The 23,908-nt window shown below is 41.8% G+C and carries 27 protein-coding genes; 8 read left to right on the forward strand and 19 right to left on the reverse strand.

Features of this window, described 5'->3' with window-relative positions; genetic code table 11:
* Window positions 1-3: 3 nt before the first annotated feature.
* The 10 genes from prfB to BFP97_RS19880 form a co-directional block, all read right to left on the reverse strand.
* Window positions 4-1,081, reverse strand: a protein-coding gene (gene prfB, locus BFP97_RS19835) for a peptide chain release factor 2 (protein WP_139135381.1) whose coding sequence is annotated in 2 segments (ribosomal slippage) — window positions 4-1,020 and window positions 1,022-1,081 — 1,077 coding nt in all. Because the reading frame shifts where the segments join, the coding sequence is not laid out codon by codon here.
* A 97-nt stretch (window positions 1,082-1,178) separates the two neighbouring features.
* On the reverse strand, window positions 1,179-1,685 hold the full coding sequence (locus tag BFP97_RS19840; RefSeq protein ID WP_069844082.1) for a hypothetical protein: 507 nt from the start codon (window positions 1,683-1,685) through the stop codon (window positions 1,179-1,181).
* 39 nt (window positions 1,686-1,724) lie between these two features.
* Window positions 1,725-2,789: a branched-chain amino acid aminotransferase gene (locus BFP97_RS19845; protein ID WP_069844083.1), complete on the reverse strand. Its 1,065-nt coding sequence runs from the start codon at window positions 2,787-2,789 to the stop codon at window positions 1,725-1,727.
* Between the two features lie 193 nt (window positions 2,790-2,982).
* Window positions 2,983-3,540 carry a cob(I)yrinic acid a,c-diamide adenosyltransferase gene (locus BFP97_RS19850; RefSeq protein ID WP_069844084.1) on the reverse strand — a complete coding sequence of 186 codons (558 nt, stop codon included), beginning with the start codon at window positions 3,538-3,540 and terminating at the stop codon, window positions 2,983-2,985.
* Between the two features lie 2 nt (window positions 3,541-3,542).
* Window positions 3,543-4,277 carry an ABC transporter ATP-binding protein gene (locus BFP97_RS19855; protein WP_069844085.1) on the reverse strand — a complete coding sequence of 245 codons (735 nt, stop codon included), beginning with the start codon at window positions 4,275-4,277 and terminating at the stop codon, window positions 3,543-3,545.
* Between the two features lie 164 nt (window positions 4,278-4,441).
* Complete coding sequence (locus BFP97_RS19860) at window positions 4,442-6,994, reverse strand: hypothetical protein (protein ID WP_069844086.1); 2,553 nt, start codon at window positions 6,992-6,994, stop codon at window positions 4,442-4,444.
* Between the two features lie 32 nt (window positions 6,995-7,026).
* Window positions 7,027-7,323 carry an Asp-tRNA(Asn)/Glu-tRNA(Gln) amidotransferase subunit GatC gene (gatC, locus tag BFP97_RS19865; protein ID WP_069844087.1) on the reverse strand — a complete coding sequence of 99 codons (297 nt, stop codon included), beginning with the start codon at window positions 7,321-7,323 and terminating at the stop codon, window positions 7,027-7,029.
* Window positions 7,313-8,056, reverse strand: coding sequence for a lysophospholipid acyltransferase family protein (locus tag BFP97_RS19870; RefSeq protein WP_069844088.1), 744 nt, complete (start codon window positions 8,054-8,056; stop codon window positions 7,313-7,315). The genes gatC and BFP97_RS19870 overlap by 11 nt, the downstream gene beginning before the upstream one ends.
* 92 nt (window positions 8,057-8,148) lie before the next feature.
* Window positions 8,149-9,768 carry a flotillin family protein gene (locus BFP97_RS19875; RefSeq protein ID WP_069844089.1) on the reverse strand — a complete coding sequence of 540 codons (1,620 nt, stop codon included), beginning with the start codon at window positions 9,766-9,768 and terminating at the stop codon, window positions 8,149-8,151.
* An 8-nt stretch (window positions 9,769-9,776) separates the two neighbouring features.
* Window positions 9,777-10,298, reverse strand: coding sequence for an NfeD family protein (locus BFP97_RS19880; RefSeq protein ID WP_069844090.1), 522 nt, complete (start codon window positions 10,296-10,298; stop codon window positions 9,777-9,779).
* Between the two features lie 281 nt (window positions 10,299-10,579).
* Between BFP97_RS19880 and BFP97_RS19885 the strand changes: the two genes are divergently transcribed.
* Window positions 10,580-11,017 (forward strand): hypothetical protein, encoded by a 438-nt coding sequence (locus BFP97_RS19885; RefSeq protein WP_069844091.1) that lies wholly within the window; start codon window positions 10,580-10,582, stop codon window positions 11,015-11,017.
* 354 nt (window positions 11,018-11,371) lie between these two features.
* Window positions 11,372-11,869 carry a hypothetical protein gene (locus tag BFP97_RS19895; RefSeq protein ID WP_069844093.1) on the forward strand — a complete coding sequence of 166 codons (498 nt, stop codon included), beginning with the start codon at window positions 11,372-11,374 and terminating at the stop codon, window positions 11,867-11,869.
* 156 nt (window positions 11,870-12,025) lie between these two features.
* On the opposite strand, the gene BFP97_RS19900 is transcribed toward BFP97_RS19895, so the two are convergent.
* The 3 genes from BFP97_RS19900 to BFP97_RS19910 are packed head-to-tail and all read right to left on the reverse strand — an operon-like array spanning window position 12,026 to window position 15,032.
* Entirely contained in the window at window positions 12,026-12,397 is a 372-nt protein-coding gene (locus BFP97_RS19900) for a hypothetical protein (RefSeq protein ID WP_069844094.1), read from the reverse strand.
* A complete protein-coding gene (locus tag BFP97_RS19905; protein ID WP_069844095.1) occupies window positions 12,397-13,653 on the reverse strand; it encodes an aminotransferase class I/II-fold pyridoxal phosphate-dependent enzyme in 1,257 nt (418 codons plus the stop codon). Before BFP97_RS19905 ends, BFP97_RS19900 begins: the two co-directional genes overlap by 1 nt.
* Window positions 13,653-15,032, reverse strand: a complete 1,380-nt coding sequence (locus BFP97_RS19910; protein WP_255399541.1) for an NfeD family protein — start codon at window positions 15,030-15,032, stop codon at window positions 13,653-13,655. The genes BFP97_RS19905 and BFP97_RS19910 overlap by 1 nt, the downstream gene beginning before the upstream one ends.
* Before the next feature lie 40 nt (window positions 15,033-15,072).
* Between BFP97_RS19910 and BFP97_RS19915 the strand changes: the two genes are divergently transcribed.
* The 3 genes from BFP97_RS19915 to BFP97_RS19925 are packed head-to-tail and all read left to right on the forward strand — an operon-like array spanning window position 15,073 to window position 17,509.
* Complete coding sequence (locus tag BFP97_RS19915) at window positions 15,073-15,852, forward strand: DUF4905 domain-containing protein (protein WP_069844096.1); 780 nt, start codon at window positions 15,073-15,075, stop codon at window positions 15,850-15,852.
* 4 nt (window positions 15,853-15,856) lie between these two features.
* Window positions 15,857-16,726, forward strand: a complete 870-nt coding sequence (locus BFP97_RS19920) for a LysM peptidoglycan-binding domain-containing protein (RefSeq protein WP_170827514.1) — start codon at window positions 15,857-15,859, stop codon at window positions 16,724-16,726.
* On the forward strand, window positions 16,727-17,509 hold the full coding sequence (locus BFP97_RS19925) for a TIGR02757 family protein (RefSeq protein WP_069844098.1): 783 nt from the start codon (window positions 16,727-16,729) through the stop codon (window positions 17,507-17,509).
* Window positions 17,510-17,718: 209 nt separating this feature from the next.
* Here the strand turns inward: BFP97_RS19925 and pyrE are convergent, their stop codons facing one another.
* Complete coding sequence (gene pyrE, locus BFP97_RS19930; RefSeq protein ID WP_069844099.1) at window positions 17,719-18,366, reverse strand: orotate phosphoribosyltransferase; 648 nt, start codon at window positions 18,364-18,366, stop codon at window positions 17,719-17,721.
* Between the two features lie 97 nt (window positions 18,367-18,463).
* On the opposite strand from pyrE, the gene BFP97_RS19935 reads away from it, so the two are divergent.
* Window positions 18,464-19,147 (forward strand): NUDIX hydrolase, encoded by a 684-nt coding sequence (locus tag BFP97_RS19935; protein WP_069844100.1) that lies wholly within the window; start codon window positions 18,464-18,466, stop codon window positions 19,145-19,147.
* Here the strand turns inward: BFP97_RS19935 and coaD are convergent.
* The 4 genes from coaD to BFP97_RS19955 all read right to left on the reverse strand — a co-directional run bounded on the left by coaD (window position 19,135) and on the right by BFP97_RS19955 (window position 21,626).
* Entirely contained in the window at window positions 19,135-19,590 is a 456-nt protein-coding gene (gene coaD, locus BFP97_RS19940) for a pantetheine-phosphate adenylyltransferase (protein WP_069844101.1), read from the reverse strand. The two genes, BFP97_RS19935 and coaD, sit on opposite strands and share 13 nt — an antisense overlap.
* 22 nt (window positions 19,591-19,612) lie before the next feature.
* Window positions 19,613-20,476 (reverse strand): DUF3822 family protein, encoded by an 864-nt coding sequence (locus tag BFP97_RS19945; RefSeq protein WP_069844102.1) that lies wholly within the window; start codon window positions 20,474-20,476, stop codon window positions 19,613-19,615.
* Window positions 20,477-20,478: 2 nt separating this feature from the next.
* Complete coding sequence (locus BFP97_RS19950) at window positions 20,479-21,057, reverse strand: hypothetical protein (RefSeq protein ID WP_069844103.1); 579 nt, start codon at window positions 21,055-21,057, stop codon at window positions 20,479-20,481.
* Window positions 21,058-21,134: 77 nt separating this feature from the next.
* Window positions 21,135-21,626, reverse strand: a complete 492-nt coding sequence (locus BFP97_RS19955) for an NUDIX domain-containing protein (protein WP_069844104.1) — start codon at window positions 21,624-21,626, stop codon at window positions 21,135-21,137.
* Between the two features lie 49 nt (window positions 21,627-21,675).
* Here BFP97_RS19955 and BFP97_RS19960 point away from each other — a divergent pair, with 49 nt between their 5' ends.
* Both BFP97_RS19960 and BFP97_RS19965 read left to right on the forward strand, forming a co-directional pair.
* A complete protein-coding gene (locus BFP97_RS19960) occupies window positions 21,676-22,125 on the forward strand; it encodes a PaaI family thioesterase (RefSeq protein WP_083262679.1) in 450 nt (149 codons plus the stop codon).
* 2 nt (window positions 22,126-22,127) lie between these two features.
* Entirely contained in the window at window positions 22,128-23,528 is a 1,401-nt protein-coding gene (locus BFP97_RS19965) for an ATP-dependent RecD-like DNA helicase (protein WP_069844105.1), read from the forward strand.
* A gap of 1 nt (window position 23,529) precedes the next feature.
* On the opposite strand, the gene BFP97_RS19970 is transcribed toward BFP97_RS19965, so the two are convergent.
* Window positions 23,530-23,907, reverse strand: coding sequence for a DUF423 domain-containing protein (locus BFP97_RS19970; protein ID WP_069844106.1), 378 nt, complete (start codon window positions 23,905-23,907; stop codon window positions 23,530-23,532).
* Window position 23,908: the final 1 nt, after the last annotated feature.

Consider the following 23,908-nt stretch of genomic DNA (forward strand, 5'->3'; position numbering starts at 1 on the left):
CAATTACTGTTGCATTAAGAATGCTTTTATAAAGTCGTCTAAGTCTCCATCCAATACGTTCTGGACGTCCGTTCTTTCCACAGAGGTTCTATTGTCTTTGATCAGCTTATAAGGGTGTAATACATAGTTTCTGATTTGAGAGCCAAAGTCTACACGCATTTTCTCGCTCTCTACCTTGTCACGCTCCTGCATGCGCTTTTCCATCTCCAATTGGTAAAGCCTTGACTTTAACATAGACATGGCGCGTTCTCTATTCTCGAGCTGCGATCGAGTTTCGGTGTTTTCAATGCTAATACCGGTAGGTGCGTGTTTGATCCGTACACCAGTTTCTACTTTGTTCACATTTTGGCCACCAGCCCCACCTGAGCGGAAGGTATCCCAAGAGATGTCGGAAGGATTGACATGAATCTCGATGGTATCATCTATAATAGGATAGGCAAATACCGAAGAAAAAGAAGTATGCCTTCTTCCTCCAGAATCGAAAGGTGAGATTCTAACCAAGCGGTGTACTCCAGATTCGGATTTGAGTTGTCCATAGGCAAAGTCACCTTCAAATTCTAAGGTCGCTGATTTTATTCCAGCAACGTCACCTGGTTGGTAATTGACCTGCTTTACCTTCATGCCGTGCTTCTCACCCCACATGATGTACATGCGCATTAGCATTTCGGCCCAATCGTTACTTTCTGTGCCACCAGCTCCGGGATTGATCTCAATCATCGCATTGAGTTGATCCTCTTCGCCACTAAGCATTTTCTTAAACTCTAGTTCTTCCAGGATTTCTGTGGCTTTCTGGAATTCTTTCTCGATTTCTTCAGGATCACCCTCGCCCATTTCAAGGAACTCATTGAGTGTTTCAAGATCTTCAACAGCGTCATTGGCTTTTTCAAAACCCGTGGTCCATACCTTTTTGGTACGAATGGCTTTTAGCACCTTTTCGGCTTCTTTAGGGTCGTTCCAGAAATCGGGCTGAGCTGTAACGAGTTCTTCCTCTTCTACTTCTCGCTTCTTGACATCATAGTCAAAGATACCCCCTCAAGGCCGCAATACGAGCCTTTAAATCCTTCAGCTGATCTGCTGTCATGGTGTTGAAATTTTGAAGATGCAAAGGTGGCGAAATGGGCCGGATTATTCAAGGTTTCAAAGAACCTAAGTTTGAGAGAAAATCGGACTCAGGGAATCTAGAACGATCCAATGATGAAGGCCTCAAATTTGGGGTTGGTGAGATCTACTTTCTTACGCCTCATCCATTTCAGGCTATACCCGGTCAGTACCAATGCTGCACTTGTAGCCGTGGTACCAGTGTCAAAAGTGAATGGATTTCCCTCAATTACACTATTGTTGAATAGATCAATTGCTAAAAGGCCATAACCAGCTACTGGCAATACATCTTCGGCACTTCTGAGTAGGGGAGAGCGATTTGAAAAAGCATTTGAAACGTTCACCACCTCAATCTGATCCAGAGTGATGATATTATTTTCCAGTACTACTGTGCTATCTGCAAAATCTGTAATCCGATCGGTAAAAAAGTCTGACTCCCCTTTTTGCTTGTAGACAATGTAATTGCCTACACGGTATTCATACCTACGGGTAGTACCCTTTTTTCGCAGTACCATATAAGCTTGGGCAGATACTGCTTGAAAGCAAAAAAGCAGCCCCAGAACGAAAAACAGTTTTTTCAAATTCATATAGGCCGCTAAATAAGTTAAAATCGTTGTTAAGTAATGTTAAACTTTATAAGTCCAACCGTATTTATCTTCAATCACACCGGTTCTAATGTCATTGAGCTCTTTCAGAATTTTACTTGAAAACTCACCTCCAGATGGATTGTTAATTTCCAGTATTTCTTCCTCGTAGCCGATTTTTGCAATCGGAGCAATTGTGGCAGCAGTTCCTACACCAAATGCCTCTTCAAGTCTGCCTTCTCTCGCAGCCGCTACTATTTCTTTTACGGCAATAGGCCTTTCTTCAACTTCAATTCCCCATTCTCTGGCGATGGTTAAAACACTGTCTCTGGTGATTCCCTTAAGAATTGTTCCAGAAGTGGGTGCCGTAAGAATTTTTCCATCTACAACGAACATTACGTTCATGGTACCCGACTCTTCGATATACTCGTGCGTCTTTCCATCTGTCCAGATTAACTGATGAAAGCCTTTTTCCTGAGCAAGCTTGGCTGGATACATACTAGCAGCATAGTTTCCGCCAGCCTTAGCAAATCCTGTTCCGCCATCAAAAGCACGCGAAAACTTAGTTTCGATTTTCACATTGACAGGCTGTGAGTAATAAGCACCTACAGGACAAGTGATAATCATAAAACGGAAATTCTCTGAAGGCCTAATGCCGATATACTCGTCTGCTCCGAAAACAAATGGTCGGATATAAAGAGCAGTATTCGGTGATGAAGGAACCCAACTGCTGTCTAACTTGATCAATTCAGTCAGTGCCTCCATAAAAAGTGCCTCTGGCACTTCAGGAATACACATTCTTTCAGCAGAGATATTCAACCTTTTTGCATTGGCTTCAGGTCTGAAAATCATGATTTCACCTTGTGGGTTTCTGTAGGCCTTCAAGCCTTCAAAAATTGTGATGCCATAGTGTAGGGCACTATTGGCGGGACTAACCGAGATGTTTTGATAGGGCTCAATCCTTAAATCCTGCCATTCGCCATCTTTATAGTCAGCAATAAACATATGGTCAGAATATAACTGTCCAAACGGAATGTTGCTTTCGTCCAGTGTGTTTACTCTGGATTGACTAGTCTGTTGAATGCGGATGGTCTGAGTATCTATCATCTATTCAGTTCATTTAAAATTTGGAATGCAAAGGTACACCGAAAACGCTCAAATTGCAAACGTTGTCACGAATGTAAAATGTTAATATTCAACTACTTACAATCCTTAATAGCCAAATAATATTAAGGAGAAAGTGTCTTTAAGGGAAGGAATCTTTTGTCAGAAAATTACAGAACCCAATTATTTATGGAATTCACTTTTTTGATTTTCTGGGTTCCCAAAGTACTTCCTCAGCCTTTAAGTCTTGAGCCATTTTTCGGCCTAATACAAATAAGTAATCCGAAAGTCTATTAAGGTATCTAACGACCAGCCCGTCTATCGGTTCAAGTTCATTGAGACTAATTACCAGTCTTTCTGTCCTTCTACAGACACATCTTGCTATATGGGCAAAGGAAACGGATTGATGTCCGCCAGGTAAAATGAAGTTGGTAAGAGCGGGAAGTTCCTGATCCATTGCATCCATTGCCTCTTCGAGTTGGACAACATCCTCTTCGAAGAGGTCGGGTTTCACCACTTTGTCTTTTCCAGGCTCTGTGGCAAGTTCAGCACCTAATGTAAAGAGCCTGTCTTGTATGTTTTTGAGTATGTCCTTACGATTCGTATTGACATCTTGATCCCGAAGTAGCCCTATGTAGCTATTGAGCTCATCCACAGTTCCATAGGCTTCAATTCTGATGTGTGCCTTTGAAACACGAGCACCACCCAATAATGAGGTGGTGCCTGAATCTCCTGTTTTAGTATATATTTTCAAATTTACGCTTCTTCGCTTTGTAATCGCAGAGGGTTCACCTTGGTAGGGTTCTCGTTGATTTCATCCTTTTCAACAAGACCATCCCTCAATCTGACGATTCTATGTGAATATTGAGCAATATCGTCTTCATGCGTTACCATGATGATGGTATTGCCCTTGTCATGCAATTGAGCAAACAAATCCATGATATCATATGAGGTCTTAGAGTCCAAGTTTCCTGTTGGCTCATCCGCCAGGATAATCGATGGATCATTAACAAGCGCTCTAGCAATGGCAACCCTTTGTCGCTGTCCACCAGACAGTTCGTTTGGCTTATGATGTGCTCTATCGCCAAGTCCTACCCCCGTAAGTGCCGCTAAGGCTTTCTCTTCACGTTCAGACTTGCTGTATCCAGCATAAATCAATGGTAGTGCTACATTCTCTAGAGATGAAGCTCTTGGTAAAAGATTAAATGTCTGGAAAACGAAGCCAATTTCTTTATTTCTGATTTCAGCGAGTTCATTTTCGGTCATGTCACTCACATCATTTCCGTTCAGGATATATTGTCCACCAGAAGGGGTATCCAAGCAACCAATCATGTTCATGAGGGTAGACTTACCAGAACCAGAAGGTCCCATAAAGGAAACGTACTCACCCTGATTGATATTGATGCTCACGGATTTCAAAGCCCTAATGGTTTCACTACCCATTTGGTAGATCTTTGAAATATCTGATGTTTGAATTACAGTTTTGCTCATACTCGTTTGACGTCAGTAATCGACTAAAAGTTTAATACACTACTAAATAATTATGCAAAAGGTTTAATACTTCAAAAGAATCAAAAAGAAGACAGGGTTTAAAACCTCTTTACGTAAACGGATAACCTAACGGATTATAGGTGCAATGAGCTATTAAACCAGTCCTAGCGGTTGAGTAAGTCTTCCCTTCGAGCGCTAATTAGTCTTTCGAACTCGAGTGAAATCTCGTTATGAATGGTGGCGTCTACCATACCTTCAATTTTAGACAATGCGGTTCTTCCAAAGCTACTGAAGCCTGTTTTCGCACATTGATAGATATATTCCTCTAAGAGGACCGGGGAATCAATATTGACTGTAATGGCTTCCAGAAGCAGATCATAAATGGCATTCTCTGAATAACTGATTTCTCGCAGAAGATTTATGGCTTTCAATGTGGTTTTCTCGTCAAATGCATTTTTGAGGGCAATTGACTCTAATCGCTTGGTATAGTCAGCACTATCTAAACTAGCACGATTATCCTCTAATCTTGATAGCAGCGAGCTGATATCCGCTTTTTCGGTGTAGACATCGAGGACCTTGATCTTATCAATAAAGCTTTTCACTTGAGGTTCATTATAGCCATTCTTCTGGGCCCTGTCCAAACCTTCAATTGTCAGGTCTACCTGACCCTGATCATATGCCCAAATGGCCTTAACGAAATAGGGAAAGCCTGCCGCACCTTGGTTGGAGGATATGGAAGTTTCTATGGTCTTAAAGGCTTGATTGATTTCCCCGGCATTGTAAAGTGCCATTGCTTTGGCAATCAGAAGGAAATTAGAATAGATGTTATTCTTCTGACTACCGAGATAATAGTCTATGGACTTAAGAATTGATGATTGGTCCAGGGTGTTTTGACTCAAAGCAGCATTGTACAGATAAAATAGGTCTTCCCTTATCAGCAAAGTGTCTTTATCTAATTCAAGCTTAAAGGCAATCTGATCCTTCTGGGCATTGGCTAACGCCTGGCGATTGATCATCACATGAATGTCTTCGGTGTGATCGTAGGTGACAGTCGTATCAAAATTGACATTGGCTGCCAAATCATAATTTAATGCTGCTAAGTTCGCCTCACTGATTACAGAAGATTCGTTTTTAGCAAAGTAGCTATAGGCCGAATCGTAATTGCTGTATCGATAATGGGATAAGCCTAGGTTGTTTCTCACCTGCTCACTTGATGAGCTTTCAGGGCTATTCATGAGAGAAGTTAACTCCCTGTAGAGTAGGTCGCGATCGGCATAGTAGTTTGCAAAGGCAATTCTGGCTTTAGGATTAATTGAAGCCTCCAAAATACTTCTTAGCTGATTGGGTACTTCATTGACTTCTCTTTGGCCTTCGGCAATTCTAGTCAGGGAATAGTTTGCCTTAAAATTATAGAAGTCGAAATACACACTCTGTTTGTAGTACTGATCGGTCAATAGCTCATTGTCAATTCTATTCGCTAAAGAAGCCAACATGGAGTATTGACCTGCCTTTACCTGATAATAGGGCCTGTTTTCTAAATAGAAGATACCTCCAAGAAAAAGTACGAATGCCATAAGGCGTACCATCAAAATGGGAGTTCTCAAACCCTTGAAGAAGATGGGCCACACTTCCAGATTTGAAAGTAAAGGAGGGATGAAGTTGATCAATGCATAAGCAAAAAAGGCAATACCGAAGGTCATATGACTAATGATGATCACCCATTCTATGGCATTAACAATGGAGTCGTTGACAGTCAAATGAGCCCAGGAGATAAGACAAAACATGAGGCTTGCACCAAGGGGGTAGAGCCAGTAGCGAATAAGCCTCAGATCAATATTCTGAGCCATATTTTCCAGTTTCCGCTCGATACTGAAGAAACCTGAGATTACAGAGAATGTAAGCAGAACATAAGGGTTGAGGAAGTAGATATCAATTTCAGTGGAGCCTATTCGCTGTAGGAAGAGTAGAATGGCGAGTAGTACATAGATGCTTCCAATAATGGAAAAGTGCTTCAAACTATTCTTACCATTGACAGCCCCCTGTGTAGTCAGCTTGAAGAGACTGAAAATGTTGTCTCCCGCTATGAAAACGATGAAAATTGTAATGAAGATGATAGGGCTTAATACGCCATAAGAAATATTGAGTAGGTATGGGTCAGCCGCGTTGGTCAAGAGGAGAATAATCGCTACAAGTGCTCCATACAAGGTCATACTGGCCACCAGCCTAACCCAAAGCTTGGTCTGAGGAAAGAAACTCTGAAAGAGATAAGTAAGGACAAAGTAGCCACCTATGGCACCATAGGTGAGGTATGGGTCCGAAATCCCTAACTCTTCAAGCCGAAGCTGTATTAGTGTGAATACTACAACTCCAGAGACCATGAAATAGGAGAATCTATCAAAGTAGCTGACAAGGGTGGTGATGCTGACCAATGCTAAATAGAAAACAAGGAATAATAAAGCCTCTGGCCAGGCCAGGTAATTGATATCTCCTGTGGTGTATTTTTGCCAGCTTATGATTTGGTCTATGTACAGGCCTGATGCTTCACCATTGAGTTGGAAATATTCAAGTAGTAGGGGGCGCGTTTTGAAGGTGGTCTGTACTTCCCAAGGAAGAGCCAAGTTGTCTCCCACAAATAAGGCATAGATGAAAAGTCCAAAGCAGCACACCGTTAGAGTATAACTGAAAACTTTGAAGTAGTTGATTCCTTTATTATTCAATGCCTCGATTTATCTGCAACGCTACAACAAAGCTATGCATTGCGCTTCATAACGTTAGGTACTTTAAAGAATTGATCGTCATGATCAGGGGCATTCTTTAACCCAGCATCGGTATTGATGGTCTTCTTTGCAATATCAGAACGTAGCGCGTTTACCTCGTTCGTCATATGAGTGAGTGGTGCTACTCCATCGGTGTCTAACTCTTTCAGTTTATCAACCCAGGTAAGTATTTCGGTCATGTCCTTTTGCAGCTTTTCTTCCTGCTCAGGCTTAATGTTCAATCTGGCCAAGTGAGCTACCTTTGCTAAACTTTCTTTATCAACCTCCATCGCTGTAAAATTTATCCATCTGAGCTTCAATTGTGCTCCGTACTTTTTGCTTGAGCGCTTTTACGGCCTCGTCATCCTTGCCTTCAGGCCAAATAGGCTCATGTACATGAACTCGTACTTTTCCCGGGTGCATGGTGAGCGGCATGCCGTCTGGTAAAAGTATATGATTGTAAGGAATTGTGATAGGCACTATTGGGATTTGTTGTTCCACGGCAATACGGAAACTACCTTCTTTAAAAGCCACCATTTTAGGTGGTTCTTTTGATAAGATTCCTCCTTCGGGAAAGAAAACAATACTAAAGCCTCGAGCGATCGCTTCTTTGGCATTTAGCCAGGTGCTGTGCTTGCTTCGCATACTCTTGCGGTCTACGAGAATGTGGAGTTTGTCATACATATAGCCCCAGATCGGAACTTTCTTAAGAGAAGCTTTCCCAATGAATTTGAAGTTATGACCGATCAAGCCGATGGTTGGAATGTCGAGGTAGGAGGTGTGGTTTGCACAGAAAATATAGCGTTGTTTTCTATTCAGCTTTTGATCAAAGGTTATTTTGGTCCGATTGAGGAAAAGGAAGAAAAAGAAAAGCCTTGCCCATATGTAATTAAGGGTAGAGGCCATTTTTTCCAATGGCTTGATGAAAATGGCGAGTAAGAAAAAGGGTAGAAGTAGAAGAAATACTAAGGCGAAAACGATAAGCCCGTAGACAGAATAAATTAATAGTAGCCTCCTTTTCATCTATGGCTGCGAATATAGGGAAAACGACAAACAAAAGGCCCCACCCCGAAACTTCGGGGCGGGGCCATTTTTATCTGAATCGTGTATTTCAACTAAGCATCTTCTTCTGTTTCACTATCAGAATCTACTTCATCTACCTCATCTGCTTCTTCAACAGCTTCACCATGTTTGTCTTGTATACTGGCTAGAACATCATTGGCGGTCATACTACCTAAATAGTCTGGAAGGTCGATGCCTACCTGCTTAGCCAGATCATGAACTGGAGGCAATGCACTGATAAAATTTCTGATAAAGCCTGACGTAGCATTTGTGCCATCACCTCCCGAAGATCCACTACCAGAATCCCAAACCGTGATCTTATCGATTTTGAGGTTAGAAAGCGCCTCAGTTTGTCTGCTCACTAAAGTTTCCATTTGCTCAAGTAGCAGTAGGGTAGCTGCTGCTTTGCTGTCGCCACCGCAAGCCTCAATGATTTCCTTATAACCTGCTGCTTTGGCATTTAGCAATTCTTCCATACCCTTGGCTTCCGCTTGGAATTTCAAGAGGGTAGAGTCTGCTTCACCTTTGGCAAGGTTGATGGTTTCCTGAGCTTTTGCTTCCGCATCGATGACTTGCTTACGTTTGTTGATCTCATTTCTGATGATCTCTTCTTTCTCAAGTCGAGCTAACTCAGCAATCTTCTCAGCTTCGAGAATCGCTTTCAATGATTCTGCTCTTGCTACATCACTACGTCTTTTAGCTTCTGCTTTCCTTTCTTCAAGTTCTGCCACCGAGATGGCTTCTTTCGCTGAAGACTCATTTTCGCCAGCAATTGCCTCTGCTTCCAGGTTCGCGATTTTTACACGCTTTTGTGCCTCAGCAGCTTTTCTACCTTCATCTGAAAGTGCGTCTTGCTCGGCTACCTGAATTTCCTGCTGACTTTGCGCTTTAGCCTCACCTACTGCTGCTTGTGTTTCTACATTGGCGATAGCAATTCTTTTCTTCGCTTCGGCCTCTTTCACACCCTCTTCAGATTGGGCCCTTTCTACTGCGACTTGAACATCTTTTTCTCTGAAAGCTTTAGCCTGACCCATAGCTCCAGAAGACTCTTGTTGTGCTACTTCAACAATGGCTTGGTTGATTGCTTCCGCTGCTGCTTTCTTACCGATAGCTTCGATATAGCCTGATTCGTCCGTAATATCTTTGATGTTTACGTTGATCAGCTCCAAACCAATCTTATTCAACTCACTGGCTACGTGCTTATTGATAAGGCTCAGAAACTGCTCTCTGTCTTTGTTAATTTCTTCAATGGAAAGCGTGGCAATTACAAGTCTTAGTTGACCGATAATAATGTCCAATGCTTGCATTTTGACTTCATCTTCAGAAAGCCCTAAAAGACGTTCTGCAGCATTAAGCATGATTTCTTCTTTGATAGAAATACCTACGGTAAAAGTACTGGGCGTATTAATCCTGATATTCTGCTTTGAGAGGGCACCCTTGAGATCTATCTCGATCGGGATGGGACTGAGGTTTAGATATTGCCAGTCTTGGATTACGGGGATGACCAAGGCACCACCACCATGGATACATTTGGCACTTTTATCATTTCCTACTTTGCCATATACCACCAGAATCTTATTCGATGGACATCGCTTATAGCGAGATATTAAAATGATTACCAGTAAGAATAATAGGCCAATCCCTATGGCCAAGATTGTTGAAGTAAATTCCATATAGTCTTTTAAGTTAAATTGTATTTTTCCACAAGTAATTTTCTGTTTTCGGTGTCATAAACCAATACTTGCTCACCGGTTGGAATAGCATCGCCCTTAGTTTGCGCGTAGTACGTTCTGAGTCCACCTTGAAGTGTAATTTGAATTTGACCATCTCCTTGCTGATTGGCAGGAATGGTAAGGTAGACCGTACCAGTTTGTCCAATAGCTCCTTCGATACGAACATTGCCTTTGGTTTCAATGCCCTTTAGTTTGTCTAAGAAATAAATGCTGACAATGTAAAAGACGACACCAACCGCCACAGATGTACCTAAAATTAATGTGCTACCCATGTCTGTCATGTCATGCGCGAGATACCCAGTCCATCCGGCAATACAGAAAAAAGCAATGAGTGCATTAAAAGAGAAGGCATCTCCGAGACCATCAATTTCAATTTCGTCTACATCAAAACCGAAAAGATTGAGTAAAACGAGAATGCCTAAGAGGGAGCTCGAGATAATCGCAATATTCCAATAGAGATCTACAGTCATTTGAAATTGGGTTTTAAAAGTGCAATGAATCGTCCATAGAAAGATATCTAATTGGACTAATTATATCTTCATAATACCTCCAAAATATTATATCTTTTTATGAAGAATTAGCGGAAGGATTCTAGTGCTGATAAACGGTTTTGGGCTGTGGTATTGTACTCTTAACTTGAGTGCTCTCGCATTTATCAGAGTCCTCTTTGAGAGACTCTGATGGAGTTAGAGTATATTTATTAGTGGTGATGTTTCTCAAATGAACGTTTTCTTGCAGACCTGAAGCCAGAATGAAAATAACAATTGCCTTTATGGTTTTGCTCCTTCTTTGCTCAGGTTGCAAGAGGTTCGATGCTGAAGAGTACTATGCATTGAGTGAGGAAACTGTAAGCGAAGTAATTATTGATTACACTAAGATTAATGGAGATTATTCTTCCATTAAGAGGGTTGTGTTAAATGAGGGAAAGTCTATAGGTGAGTTTCTATTATATTTCAATAAGACTGAAGTCAACAAGTTGACAAGAATGGTTACGCGCTCGACAACTAGTTCTGCAGAAGTTAGTGTGTTTCAAGGGGATGAGAAATTACGATTTGATATAGGATTGATAGAGGAGCAGAAAGGGTATATCAGGTTTTTGACAGAGAGAGGTGTTAGTTCTAAATTTCATGGTGAGAAACCTGCTACCAAATTCGCGAAGTACGTATTCTCTCTTCTACCTAATGATTAATTGCCAATGACTGAAGACCGCGTCAGAGTGATATTGTTTTCACTGTTCTTCGTTATGTGTGTCGCTTTTTGGGTGTCTGACAAAATAAGGGCTGATAATGATCTAAAAGAGTTTTATAGATCAAGTTTCGAATTTCGAAGGGAAATTGTATGGCTTAAGAATTTTGATGACGGGTTGAAAGAGGTGCAGATTCACTCAAGTGATTCGAATATGGTTTTTAGTAACATTAGCTTTCATTTTCTTGATTTGAAAGTGGGAGATCATTTGAAAAAAGATTCTAATTCCTTGATCTTGAAAGTCAAAAGGAATGGGAGAGTCGAGGAGCATGTTTATCAGAGGTGATATATTCTAAGTATGGAAGATTCAATCTATTCTAAAATTATACCTCCTAGAAAACACTCTTATAGAGATGGGTTTTCTAATTTGAGTGCAATAGATTCCTTGACGGGAAGTCAATTAAAGGCCTTAGAAAAGCGATTGCTAATTGACATAGTGATTGGTGATAATGGAAAAGTTGATTCTTTGGTAGTGGATACCTTGGTCTATGTAAATTCCACAGAAGCGGTCTTGAGTTTTGAGAAACTTATAAAAGACAATAAAATTGGGATTTACAGTAAATTAATACTGATCACGGCAATTTACAGACTCTCCGGTGACGAAAGCCATTTAAACATGGCTATATCCATTTTCCATGAGTTGAGGTCAGAATCTCAAGTCATAGGTGGGATGTATTATTTGAGCTTTTTTAAATCAAGATCAAGGAGGGTTAGAAACATTCTGAGAAAATTGGTTTTTAATCAAAACTACTTTGTAAGATATAATGCATGGAAATTTTTGAAACGGTCGGTTTGAGTCTCTTTAGCGTTCACTTCTGTGAGAACTAACCTTCTCGAAGAGGATGCCTAGCCTTGAGAAGACCAGTTCGCATTGAAAGCGCGAACTATTGATGTCCTCCTCTGGAGGAGGTGCCCAGAGGGCGGAGGAGGTATTGTTTTTTCTCTAGATTCTTTACCTGTTAATCATATGCAGTGCTGCCTTGTACACATAATCCCAAAACTCATCTTTCTCTTTTTCAGCAAAAGTGGCTTTCTCTAGTGCATTGTGCATATGTTGTAACCAGTGCGTGGCTTCTTCTTTACCGATCTCCCATTGAAAATGCCTTCTCCTGAGCATAGGATGTCCCCGTTCGTCTGTATAGGTCTGGTGTCCGCCTAAGGCCTGAATTAGGAAGAGTTTTAGTCTGTTCTTGGCTGGTAGAAGATCCTCTGGGTACATCTTTCGAATGAGCTCATCCGTTTCGACTCCTGCATAGAAGTCATCTACGAGCTGAAGAATATTGTCCTCACCGATACGATCGTATAGGGTTTGTGCCTCAGCCATCAGATTTGATTCAGGGCCTGGTCGAAGTCCGAAATTAGATCATCAGGATTTTCAATACCTACTGAGATGCGAATGAGGCTTTCGGTGATGTTGTTCTTAATCCGATCTTCCTCATTCATATTGGAACTGCTCATGGTATAAGGGTGAGAAGCCAGAGTTTCAGTGCTGCCCAGAGAGACAGCCAGTTTGGCTAATTCCAAGCTGTTCAGAAACTTGAAAGCCTCTGTTTCTCCACCAGCGACTTCGAAGGCCATCATGGCACCGGCTGAGTTTTGCTGCTTCCGGTATATGGCATGTTGTGCAGTACCTTCATCTAAATGTCCTAAGAAGTAGACTTTTTTCACTTTGGAATGACCTTTCAAAAAGTCGGCAAGTTTTTCGGCATTTGACGCTTGCTTTTCCATGCGAAGCGCTACTGTCTCAAGGCTTCTGGTTACTAACCAAGAAGTAAAAGGGGAGGCCATGCAGCCAAGCGTTGTCCTTAGGCCTTTGATCGCCTGGATCAACTCCTCTTTACCGGAACAGGCACCTGCAATTACATCGCTATGGCCACCAATGTATTTAGTTGCAGAGTAGAGATTGAGGTCAGCTCCGTGATCCAATGGTTTCTGGAAGATCGGACCCAAATAAGTATTGTCAACCGCGATCACTGCTTCTATTTCTTTAGATCGTAAATCTTCACGAAGGTTAGCAATCATTCCAATATCAGTAAGCGATAATGTGGGATTGGCTGGGGTTTCCACATAGATCATTTTGAGCTGCTTGGCTCTAGGGTGCTTGAGTACCTTTTGCTCGATGTCTTCTTGCGTACTTTCCGAGTCGAACTCAATCCACTCCACGTCAAAGTGATTGAGTGTACGCTTAATGAATGTATCTGTGCCACCATAGAGTGGTGAAGACATCAGTATCAAATCACCCGCCTTACAGAAGGTCATGACGGTGGTAGAGATGGCCGCCATGCCACTTTCAAAGAAGGCTGCATCTTCGGCACCATCGAGTTGTGCTAAACGAAATTCGGCTGCCGTAAGGTTGGGGTGGTTTAGCCTAGTGTAAATCAGGCTACTGTTTCTTTCTTCAAGTGTATCTGCTCCCTTATACTGATCGAAAAAGGCTTTGCCCTCTTCGGCAGTATTGAACATAAAGGTGGAGGTCTGAAAAATCGGATTTTTCAGTGAGTTTAAAACCCCCATAGGATCGTGTCCGTCCGCCACTACCAGGCTTTCGGCACTAAACTTTGCTCTATTCTTTTTATCCATTATTTGAGGGCTCTGACTTTTAGCGAGCTGCCTTCCTGACTAATCACAACAACTTTTTCGCCTGCTTCTACATATTCTCCGCGAGTATAGGCATCATAGATTTCTCCTTCTATTTCTATTCTACCGCTGGGCCGAAGTATTGTATTTGCGGTCCCTTGTCTGCCCACGAGGTCTAGGGTATGGAAAGTGGCTACGTAACCATCTTCTTTTTCCTGGCTTGAAGTCAGGGCTACACGATCGAACATCTTAGACTGAGTAAACCGATAGCCAAAGACGAACAAGAGAATTATTGACCCAACCACCCCGGCACCGACCACGCCAGCCGCTGTAGAGATTTCACCAACGGGGACGTTATCAAAATTGAAGTTGTCATTGCCTAGCATGATGAAGATCAAGGCACCAACCGTACAAATGATGCCCGCGACTCCTGCAACACCAAAACCCGGAATGACGAATACTTCCAACGCAATAAGGGCAAAGCCAATAAAGAAGACAGCGATCTCCCAATTAGCTGCTAAGCCATTGAGATAATAAGGCACCAGGTAAAGCACCAAAGCAATTCCAGCTGCTGCTAATGGAAAACCGACTCCAGGTGTCTGTAGTTCAAAGAAGATTCCTGCAGTGATTACTAAGATCAAAAGCCCACTAACAAAGGGGTTGAGGAAGAAGGAAATCACCTTTTCAGTGCCTGATAGCTCATATCGAATCAATTCGTAATCGACAATATTATTCTTTTCCAGAATGTCTTGAATGCTAGCCACTTCTCTTTCGCAATAGCCATTGGCGATGGCTTCGGAAGTGGTGAAGGTGATGATTTTACCGTCTTCAGTTACACCTTCAATTTCAACACGATCATCGACCATGCCTTCGGCAATCAGCGGATCTCTATTATTCTCTTCTGCCGTGGATCGCATGATCGACCGCATATAAGATTGGTATTTATCAGGCGCTTGTGAACCATCGGCCCCATTAACTACTGTAGCAGCACCAATATTAGCACCGGGCACCATGTAGATGCTGTCACAGGCTATGGAAATCAATGCGCCAGCAGAGGCAGCATCATTGTTAATATAGACCCAAACAGGTTTCTCATATTCCAATATTCTGGTACGAATGTCATTGGCATCGTTTACAGCTCCACCATAAGTGTCCATATCAATTAAGACAATGTCGGCCTCTACTTCTGTTGCTTGATTGAATGCCAGGTCGACATAGCGATTCATTCGGGGGTCTATGTTATCACGGATTTCCATTAAGAAAACCTTGATCGTGCCCTCTTGATATTTAGACTGCTCGGATGCCCAGGCAATCGCGGTGAGTAATAGAATACTGCTTAAAACAATTCCTCTGACTACGTTTCTAATTCCTTTGATCCCCACTTGAATAGCTTATTTTTGCTTCAAATTACGAATAAAGGACTTGTCAAAACAGTTGCAACACGATTTTTCACAGGACTTCACTGCCGATATTTGGGAGGTGCTTTCTCATGGCAATCAGCTGTTGATCACCACAAGAGATAGTGAAAAACTGACCGTTAGTTTTTCTTTATTCAACCTAAGTACTAAATCATTTCTCTGGAAAGAGATCAGCTTTGAAGAATCATGGTGGATCAGTGTTTATCACTTTACTGAGGGAGTAATCATATTTCAGACTTATGACGATACTCAGAACATAGAAGCCAGGTCTGTCTTTGGTTTTGATACAGTCAGTTTGGAAGCTATCTGGTCAGTCGATCAGGTAAAGCTTTTCAATGTAACTTCTGGCTTGTTGACTATGGCGTCAATGGACGATCCTGAAGCACAATTCAGAATCGATATTAGAAGCGGTCTTGAAGCTGATGAGAGTGAGGTGAGCTTGCCAGAACCAAATACTTCACAAGCTACTTATCCCTTACATTACGAACCCGAGAGTCCTCATTTCGAAACTGTCTCGCGGTTTTTAAAGGATCGCCAGGATATAGTATTGGAAGGGAGTTGCGATTATTTGGAGTGGGAGGGGCACTTTGCCGTTGCAGCAAATAGTAAGGAAGATACAGGCTATAACTTAGATTTATTCGTATTTAGCTTATCGGGTGACTTGTTGCTGCACGAACCGCTCGAAAAAGGATTGAAGGGTCTGGCGACTGGCACGTTTTTTATAGTTAACCAAGCACTTATATTTGTTAAGGGTAAGCGAAATTTGGTAGTTTATGGCTTTTAAGCATATGAAAAAATACTTTGGAGTATTGGTGGTTCTTTTCCTTACAATATCTGCCGGCTTTGCGCAGTCAGATTCATTGGGGATTGAGAAAAAGGGAGATAAGGTATTTGTCGTGCACAAGGTATTATCAAAGCAGACGCTTTTCTCTTTAGCTAAAAGGTACCAAACCACGGTTACCGAAATCAACGAGGCTAATCCTGCCCTGGCTAGTGGCCTTCAAGTAGGTCAAACCCTTAAAATTCCTTTTGGCGGAACTTTGCCTACTGAGGAGAAAAGTTTGAAACTTACCGTTACGAGTAACAAAACACATAAAGTTGCTGCTGGTGAAACACTCTTTGCAATCGCCAAACAGTATGATGTGAGCATTACCGATCTAAAGGCATGGAATAACCTGTCCTCTAACTCTCTCTCCTTAGGGCAAGAGTTATTGGTGAAAGTTGAGAGTGAGGTGGAAACAACCCCGGTGGAACAGACATCTTCTGTTACAGTGCCCTCTCAAGTGGAAACACAGACGGACCCCGATCCTGTTGCGGTTATCGCTATAGATACAATTAAAACGGAGACGGTTCAAGCTCCCGAACCCGAAAACTACGGAGGTACCAAGCTTGTACCTTACGAAGTGGAAGGACTGGCAGAGGTGATTGAAGAAGCTGAACCGACTACCAAGTTTTTTGCCCTGCACAGAACAGCGAAAGTGGGAACAGTGATTAAAGTAAAGAACCTAATGAACGACCTTACTGTCTATGTGAGAGTCGTTGGTGCTATGCCCAATGTGACCGATGAAAAGGTGATTATTAAGCTTAATCAAAAGGCCTACGATCACCTAAAGGCTATCGATAAACGATTCAGAGTTCAGCTGAGCTACTTTCAATAGATGTCTCGAGCCGACTTCGATAGACTAAAAACCTTTCTAGACGAAAAGGTAGAAGTCTATAATCAACCTTCGTTCATTCATCCTGATCCCATCAACATTCCACATGCTTATTCGAGGAAAGAAGATATTGAGATCACTGGTTTTTGGGCATCAATACTGGCCTGGGGTCAACGGGTGACCATCATCAATAAGTGCCATGAGCTATTTGCTATGATGGATAACCAGCCTTATGATTTTATCCTTAATCATAGTGAAAATGACTTGAAGCCACTGCTAAAGTTCAAGCACAGGACTTTCAATGATATTGATACGCTTTATTTTGTTTCCTATTTCAAGAATTTTTACCAGAAGCATAATTCCTTAGAGGAGGCATTTTTAATAGGTTTGAGAGAGAATGATGATCATGTAGGTAATGCACTCATTCACTTTCATGATCAATTCTTTGCCTTGCCTGATGCACCTCAGCGTACCAGGAAGCATATTGCTACTCCAGCCCGAAAGTCTGCCTGTAAGCGAATTAACATGTTCCTTCGCTGGATGGTGCGCCAAGATGATAAAGGAGTCGATTTTGGTATTTGGAAGAATATCAAGCCATCGCAATTAATTTGCCCTTGCGATTTACATGTGGAACGCGTAGCCAGAAAGCTTGGATTGATTGAGCGCAAACAAATGGACTGGCGGACGGCTCTGGAGTTGACCGAAAACTTACGACAATTTGACCCCAAAGATCCTGTTAAATATGACTTTGCCTTATTTGGCTTGGGCGTGGAAGAGAAGTTTTAATTCGAGAAGTAAGAATTAAGAATTAAGAATTAAGAATTAAGAATTAAGAATTAAGAATTAAGAATTAAGAATTAAGAATTAAGAATTAAGAATTAAGAATTAAGAATTAAGAATTAAGAATTAAGAATTAAGAATGTAACCTTCTATTTGAGATCAAGTTTTACCAATACCCAATACCCAATACCCAATACCCAATACCCAATACCCAATTATCCCCAATTCGAAGGATCATTTCTCCATTCTTCAAGGGAAGCCACATCTGATGCATCGATATAGCCGAGCTCTGTAGCCTTTTCTAGCATGACCTGATAATTGCTTAGGCAGTGTAATTGAATACCCGCTGCTTTGAAATTCTCATCAGCCAGAGGAAATCCATAAGTGAAAATCGCCAACATACCCATGACCTCAAAGCCTGAGGCAGTAAGTGCTTCGGCAGCCTTTAAAGAACTACCACCAGTCGATACTAGATCTTCTACTACAATCACCTTTTGTCCAGGAGTCACCTTACCTTCAATAAGGTTTTCCATACCATGTCCTTTAGGTTTCGAACGTACATAAATGAAAGGTACCCCTAGGGCTTCTGCCAAAAGTGCTCCTTGTGGAATGCCCGCAGTGGCAACACCTGCTACCGCCTCATAGCCTGGGAACTTGGCCTTCGCAGCTTCGGCCAGCGATTCTTTTATAAAAGTTCTGGTCTCTGGGAAAGAGAGAGAAAGTCTGTTGTCACAATATATAGGCGATTTCCATCCTGAGCTCCAGGTAAAAGGATTTTCCTTGCTTAATTTAATGGCTTTGATTTGAAGTAAATCAGATGCGACTTTTAGTGCTATTTCTTTTTCGGTATGCGGGCTTTCCATGTCGCGAATTTAAGATATTTTTTTTCTGAAATGTCACGATCTTCTTTCACCTACTTAGAGATTTTTTTTTCATATTGACAAAGAATTAAGCCCTTCAATGAGGATTTATATCAAGGACACCCCATTAAGGATCAAGAGGCCTGAAAACATCAAAGATCAGAGTCTTTTTGACGAAGTTATCCAAGAGGATGACCTATTGATCAATGAGCGTAAGTTCAGGGGCAATATGCTCATCCGTAATGCTAATCGTGATACCATTAAAAGTATACTTTTCATTCTGCACAACAAGAAGATCAAGGGACTGGATTCTGTTACCGTAGTAACTCCTTTTTACGATGAAGCGGTAGAATACATCAAAAGCAAGTTCAAGATCATCAATGCGGGAGGTGGAGTGGTTTATAAGAACGGAAAGATTCTTATGATCCATCGCTTAGGTAAATGGGATTTACCTAAAGGCAAGATTGAGGGTAAAGAATCGGTTTTAGAAGGTGCTAAAAGAGAGGTGGAAGAAGAATGCAATGTCAAAGTAAATGTGCTCAATAAGATTTGCACCACTTGGCATACGTATACAACAGGACAGAAAAGCATCTTAAAGAAGACGGTTTGGTATCATATGGAATGTCTTGATGACAGCGAAATGAAGCCTCAGGTAGATGAGGGGATTGATGAAGTCAGATGGATGAGTAAAAAAGAGGTAGAAGTGGCTCAATTCAATGCCTTTCGTTCAATTAGGCACGTCTACAAGAAATTCAAGAAGCAGCTACTGGCTCACAAATCGTAAGGCAGATATTTCTGAACCTCCCCACCATAGCGGTGAACCTCACGAATAATTGATGAATTAACCGCTGCAAGCTCAGCAGAAGTAATCAAAAAGACCGTTTCAAGCCGATCGTTTAAGTCACGATTCACCTGAGAAATACTGTTTTCATATTCGAAGTCGGTCGTGTTTCTTAATCCCCTTAAAATATAGGAGGCTTCTAATTTATCGGCAATCTGAGCGGTTAGTTCGTTATAAACCAATACGGAAACTTCCGGTACGTCTTTAAAGGTCTCATTGATCTTTTCCTCCATATACTCAATCTCGAAATAACGATTCGCCTTTTTGCTGTTATAGCCAATGGCCACGATGATTTCGTCAAAAAGCTTGAGCCCACGCATCACGATATCTTCATGACCTTTGGTAAATGGGTCGAATGAACCGGGGAATAGTGCTATGCGCTTCATATCTTAAATCTAAGCAATTAAACTAGAGGTTCGAAAGGACATCGAAATACTCCATTTGTTCAAGCTCATTGAACAATGGGTGCATGTGGATGTCAGATGGTCGTTGACCCAATTCAATATTGCTGAAATATTTCTTTAATGTCGGATAGTGTTGGTCGACCTGATTTTTACTGCCGTGCAATAAAACAGGGATCGATTGACCTTCTTCGCTAAACTGCCTGGCAGTGGACAAGATACGTTTAACCAAATCCATTGAGTCAGAGAATTCAAACTGGTTATAGATAGCTACGCGACTTAGGTTAAAGCCTGCTATCATTACCTCATTCTCATTCAGCATAAGGTATATGCTGCTTTGTGCCCTGTTTCTTAAATGACTTTGTAGCCCTTTCAGATAGGCAATACTCTGGTGGTTGAATTTTAAGCCGTTATTTGGGTATTTATCCTTAAACCATGCTTTCACATCAGCTGCATAGGCAAATGCCATGGTTAAGCCTAACTCATCCATAATCTTGAATCGATATTCGTCTTGATTCGGATCGGTAGGTTCGTTTAACTGAATGTATTGCTGAAGCAAAGACTTGTCGAATACAGGAACCGGAACTAGAGAGAATTGCTTGTTCCGAACATAAACCTGAACCTCCTTCCAAAAACCTGCAGCGATTAGAATATGATCATCATAAAGTGCTTCGAGATTCTCTACAAGACTTAATTCTGATTGAAAGGCCACGTCTTCCAATAGAAGAAGAAGCTTCTTCTGGATATCGAGTATACTGATCTGACAGGAGTCTTCTCCAATAAAAAACGAAAGACGATACTGATCAATTCGATCAATATCCAGTCTTTCGTCTTTTAATGATATTCTTGTTGGCGTATTAGTAGAACGCAATTTTATTGCCAGTTACCTGCTGTAGTAATGTCAGTTCTAGAACCGAATCTAAGAGGTCTCCTTCTCTCATTTTCATTATCCTCAGTCCTTGTTCTGTCAAATGGGTAAGTGTCAACAACCTCAATGTAATCAACGCTCACACCAGACTTAATAGAATCTTTGGCATAAAGAGAGAAGTACTTTCCACTTGAGTGAGGCAATTCAGGAAGCTTTGTGAAATCATATCCCGCAGTAAAAAGCGAGTCTCTCACAGGAATAATTCCTAAAGTGTCATACACGAAAGTTGATCTCTCCGCACCGTAGTCCAAAATTTCAATTTCTTCAGTTCTCTGGATCACGTAGATGTTTCCAGAATCAGCATAGGAGATTAGTTTCTCCCAAGTGTCTGCGTAATCTCCGTATGTACTTTGATAAGCAATTTGAGTATCACGGATAAGCTCAAGTTTTGCTTTCACCAAGTTCTCTACTCTTTCAATTTCTTTTGCTTCTTCTATGGTGGAGTTGATGCCATCATAAAGGAAATAGGCCACTACAATCGCTAGTACAAAGAAAACTCCAGTCAGTATTTTAGTAAGGTTCATTTTTGAGGTCGATTTTCGCTAAATTAACTAATTATTTAGGTAATCCATAATAAATGGAACCGCTAGTTTATGGATAATTAATGATATTTGAAATAACCTTTTCGATTAATCAGCGCATCGATTGATTCAGAATTTTGAAGCACATAATGCAGGCTTTCCAATTGACCTGCTCTAAGGGTGTCTAAATCGAAGTAACCAACTTCCGTAAGTATCTGATCATCAGAGGGCATCTCAGGGTCTGTTCCTAAATTCAATTCCCCCGATACCGGATGTACTAAGAAGAAAAGCTCTATGCCGTGCAATGGAGGATCGAGATACTCATGAACAAATAAGAACTCTTTGACATCAATGGTCAATCCTGTTTCTTCTTTGAACTCCCGAATCATTGCCTCCTTGGCACTTTCTCCATACTCCATTCCACCACCAGGTGGTGCCCATAACGAACCTGTTTTGCCCAGCGATTTGTGATGAACCAATAAAATCTGGTTGTCCTTGATGCAAACGCCACACACACGCACCCTCAGCTTTTGGCCATAGGCCTCGGATATCTTAGCATCTATCTGGGTCATCTGTAGGGGTGATGGGTACTAGTGAATATATTTGCACAAATTGTAGTCTATGGTAAAGGTATTTAATCCTGACTTCAAGTCAAGGATTGAGAAATTTCTGGAACGACAGCACTTTATGAAACTAGTCGGCTTTGATCTCAATGTGATTGAAGCAGGAAGGACAGAAGGCTGGTTGGATTTAACCCAAGATCACAAGCAGCAAACGGGTTTGGTGCATGGAGGTGTCACCGCAACTTTGGCAGATATTGTTGCAGGATTTGCTGCTGTTACCGTTGTGGCGGAAGATCAACATGTAGTTACGGGAGAAATCAAGATTTCCTATTTCACACCAGGTAGAGGTCAAAAATTACACGCGAAGGGATGGGTAGTGAAGCAAGGCCGAAAAATGAGTTTTTGTGAGGCTGAAGTTTGGTCAGTAGATGGTGAAGAACGTACACTCATTGCCAAAGCAAGCACCACGATGGTCACTATTTTTCCTGAGGACAAGAAAAAGTCTTAGGATTGGCCAAACCCTCAGAGATATTAATCAGCAAGTTTCCCTTCGCACCCACCGATGGACAAAAAAGACTATTCGGCCTATTTGATGACTTCTTGCTAGATCGAAAACTCCGCAAACCTGTGCTGGTCCTCAGAGGTTATGCAGGAACTGGTAAAACCACGGTGGTTGGCGCGATTGTGAAGATGCTGCCCTTCTTTAATTTCAAGTACGTCTTGATGGCCCCAACAGGGCGGGCAGCAAAAGTAATGGCGGGATATACGAACAGAACAGCATTCACGATTCACAAAAAGGTATTTCAGCAAACCGCGGAGCCAGGAGGAGGACTCGTTTTCAAAAGGCAGAACAACTATCATAAGAATACCCTATTTATTGTTGATGAGGCATCCATGATTTCTAATCAGGCCGAGTATGGAAAGAATGGATTATTGGCTGATTTGATGGATTATGTCTTTTCTCAGGAAGGGAATCGACTTTTGTTGATCGGGGATGTGGCACAATTACCTCCTGTTGGCTCCTTGGAGAGTCCAGCATTAGAAAGTGATTTCCTCGCCCAATCCTTCGGCAATGATGTGAGTGCATTAGAACTGACAGAGGTGATGCGGCAGGAGGAAGAATCGGGTATTCTTTTTAATGCGACCAATCTGCGGAACGAACTCCTTAATGAGGATTTCAAGATCAAACTAGCGACCTCAAGATTTAAGGATGTTTTTAAGATGACGGCCGAAAGGCTAGAGGATGGTTTGCGGTACGCCTATGATAAATATGGTACTGAAAACGCAGTCATCATCTGTAGAAGTAATAAAAATGCTGTCCAGTACAATCAATATATCCGAAGAGCGATCCAGTACCGGGAAGATGAAATCGAAGCAGGAGATATCCTGATGATCGTTCGGAATAACTATCACTTCTTACCTGAAAATGCACCTGCAGGTTTTTTGGCAAACGGTGACTTCGTGGAAGTAATGAAAATCATCAAATTCGAAGAGTACTACGGACTTCGCTTTGCTGAACTCAGGGTACAGTTATTAGACTATCCTGAACAAGAACCTTTCGAAGCAAAAGTTATCCTTGATACGCTCTATTCCCCCGAGGCATCCCTGAATAATACGGATTACAAAAGGCTTTACGAGGAGGTAACCGAAGGCTATGCCGATCTTCCGACAAAAAAGGAGAGAATCAAGGCAATCAAAAGCGATCCACATTTAAATGCCCTGCAGGTGAAGTTCGCCTATGCATTGACTTGTCATAAGTCACAGGGTGGTCAGTGGGACGCAGTTTTTATTGATCAGGGTTACTTAACAGAAGAAATGGTCGATCGGGAATATGTGCGATGGTTATACACTGCCGTTACCCGAGCTACTAAAGAGCTCTTTATGGTCAACTTCCACCCAAGGTTCTATTGACCTAGACCGATTTTGAGACACCCAGAATCATAAACACCCAACCCATGATAAAGGCCAGTCCACCAATCGGGGTAATGGCACCCAGCCATGTCATATTGGTCAAGCTGAGGGTATAGAGCGATCCGCTAAAAATCACAATACCAATGAGAAAGCTGACGCCCGCATAGCTGAAGTAATTGCTTTGAACATTAAGCATCAATATACCCAATAGTATAAGTGCGAGTGTATGATAGAATTGGTATTTAACAGCCGTTTCGAAGGTTTCTAATCTACCATTGGCCGTTAATGTGGCTTCTAAACCATGGGCTCCGAATGCACCGATCGCTACGGAAAGGGCTCCTAGAATTCCCCCTAGAATAAGGATTGTCTTTGCTGTCATT

Source organism: Roseivirga sp. 4D4 (genome assembly GCF_001747095.1).
Lineage (GTDB): Bacteria > Bacteroidota > Bacteroidia > Cytophagales > Cyclobacteriaceae > Roseivirga.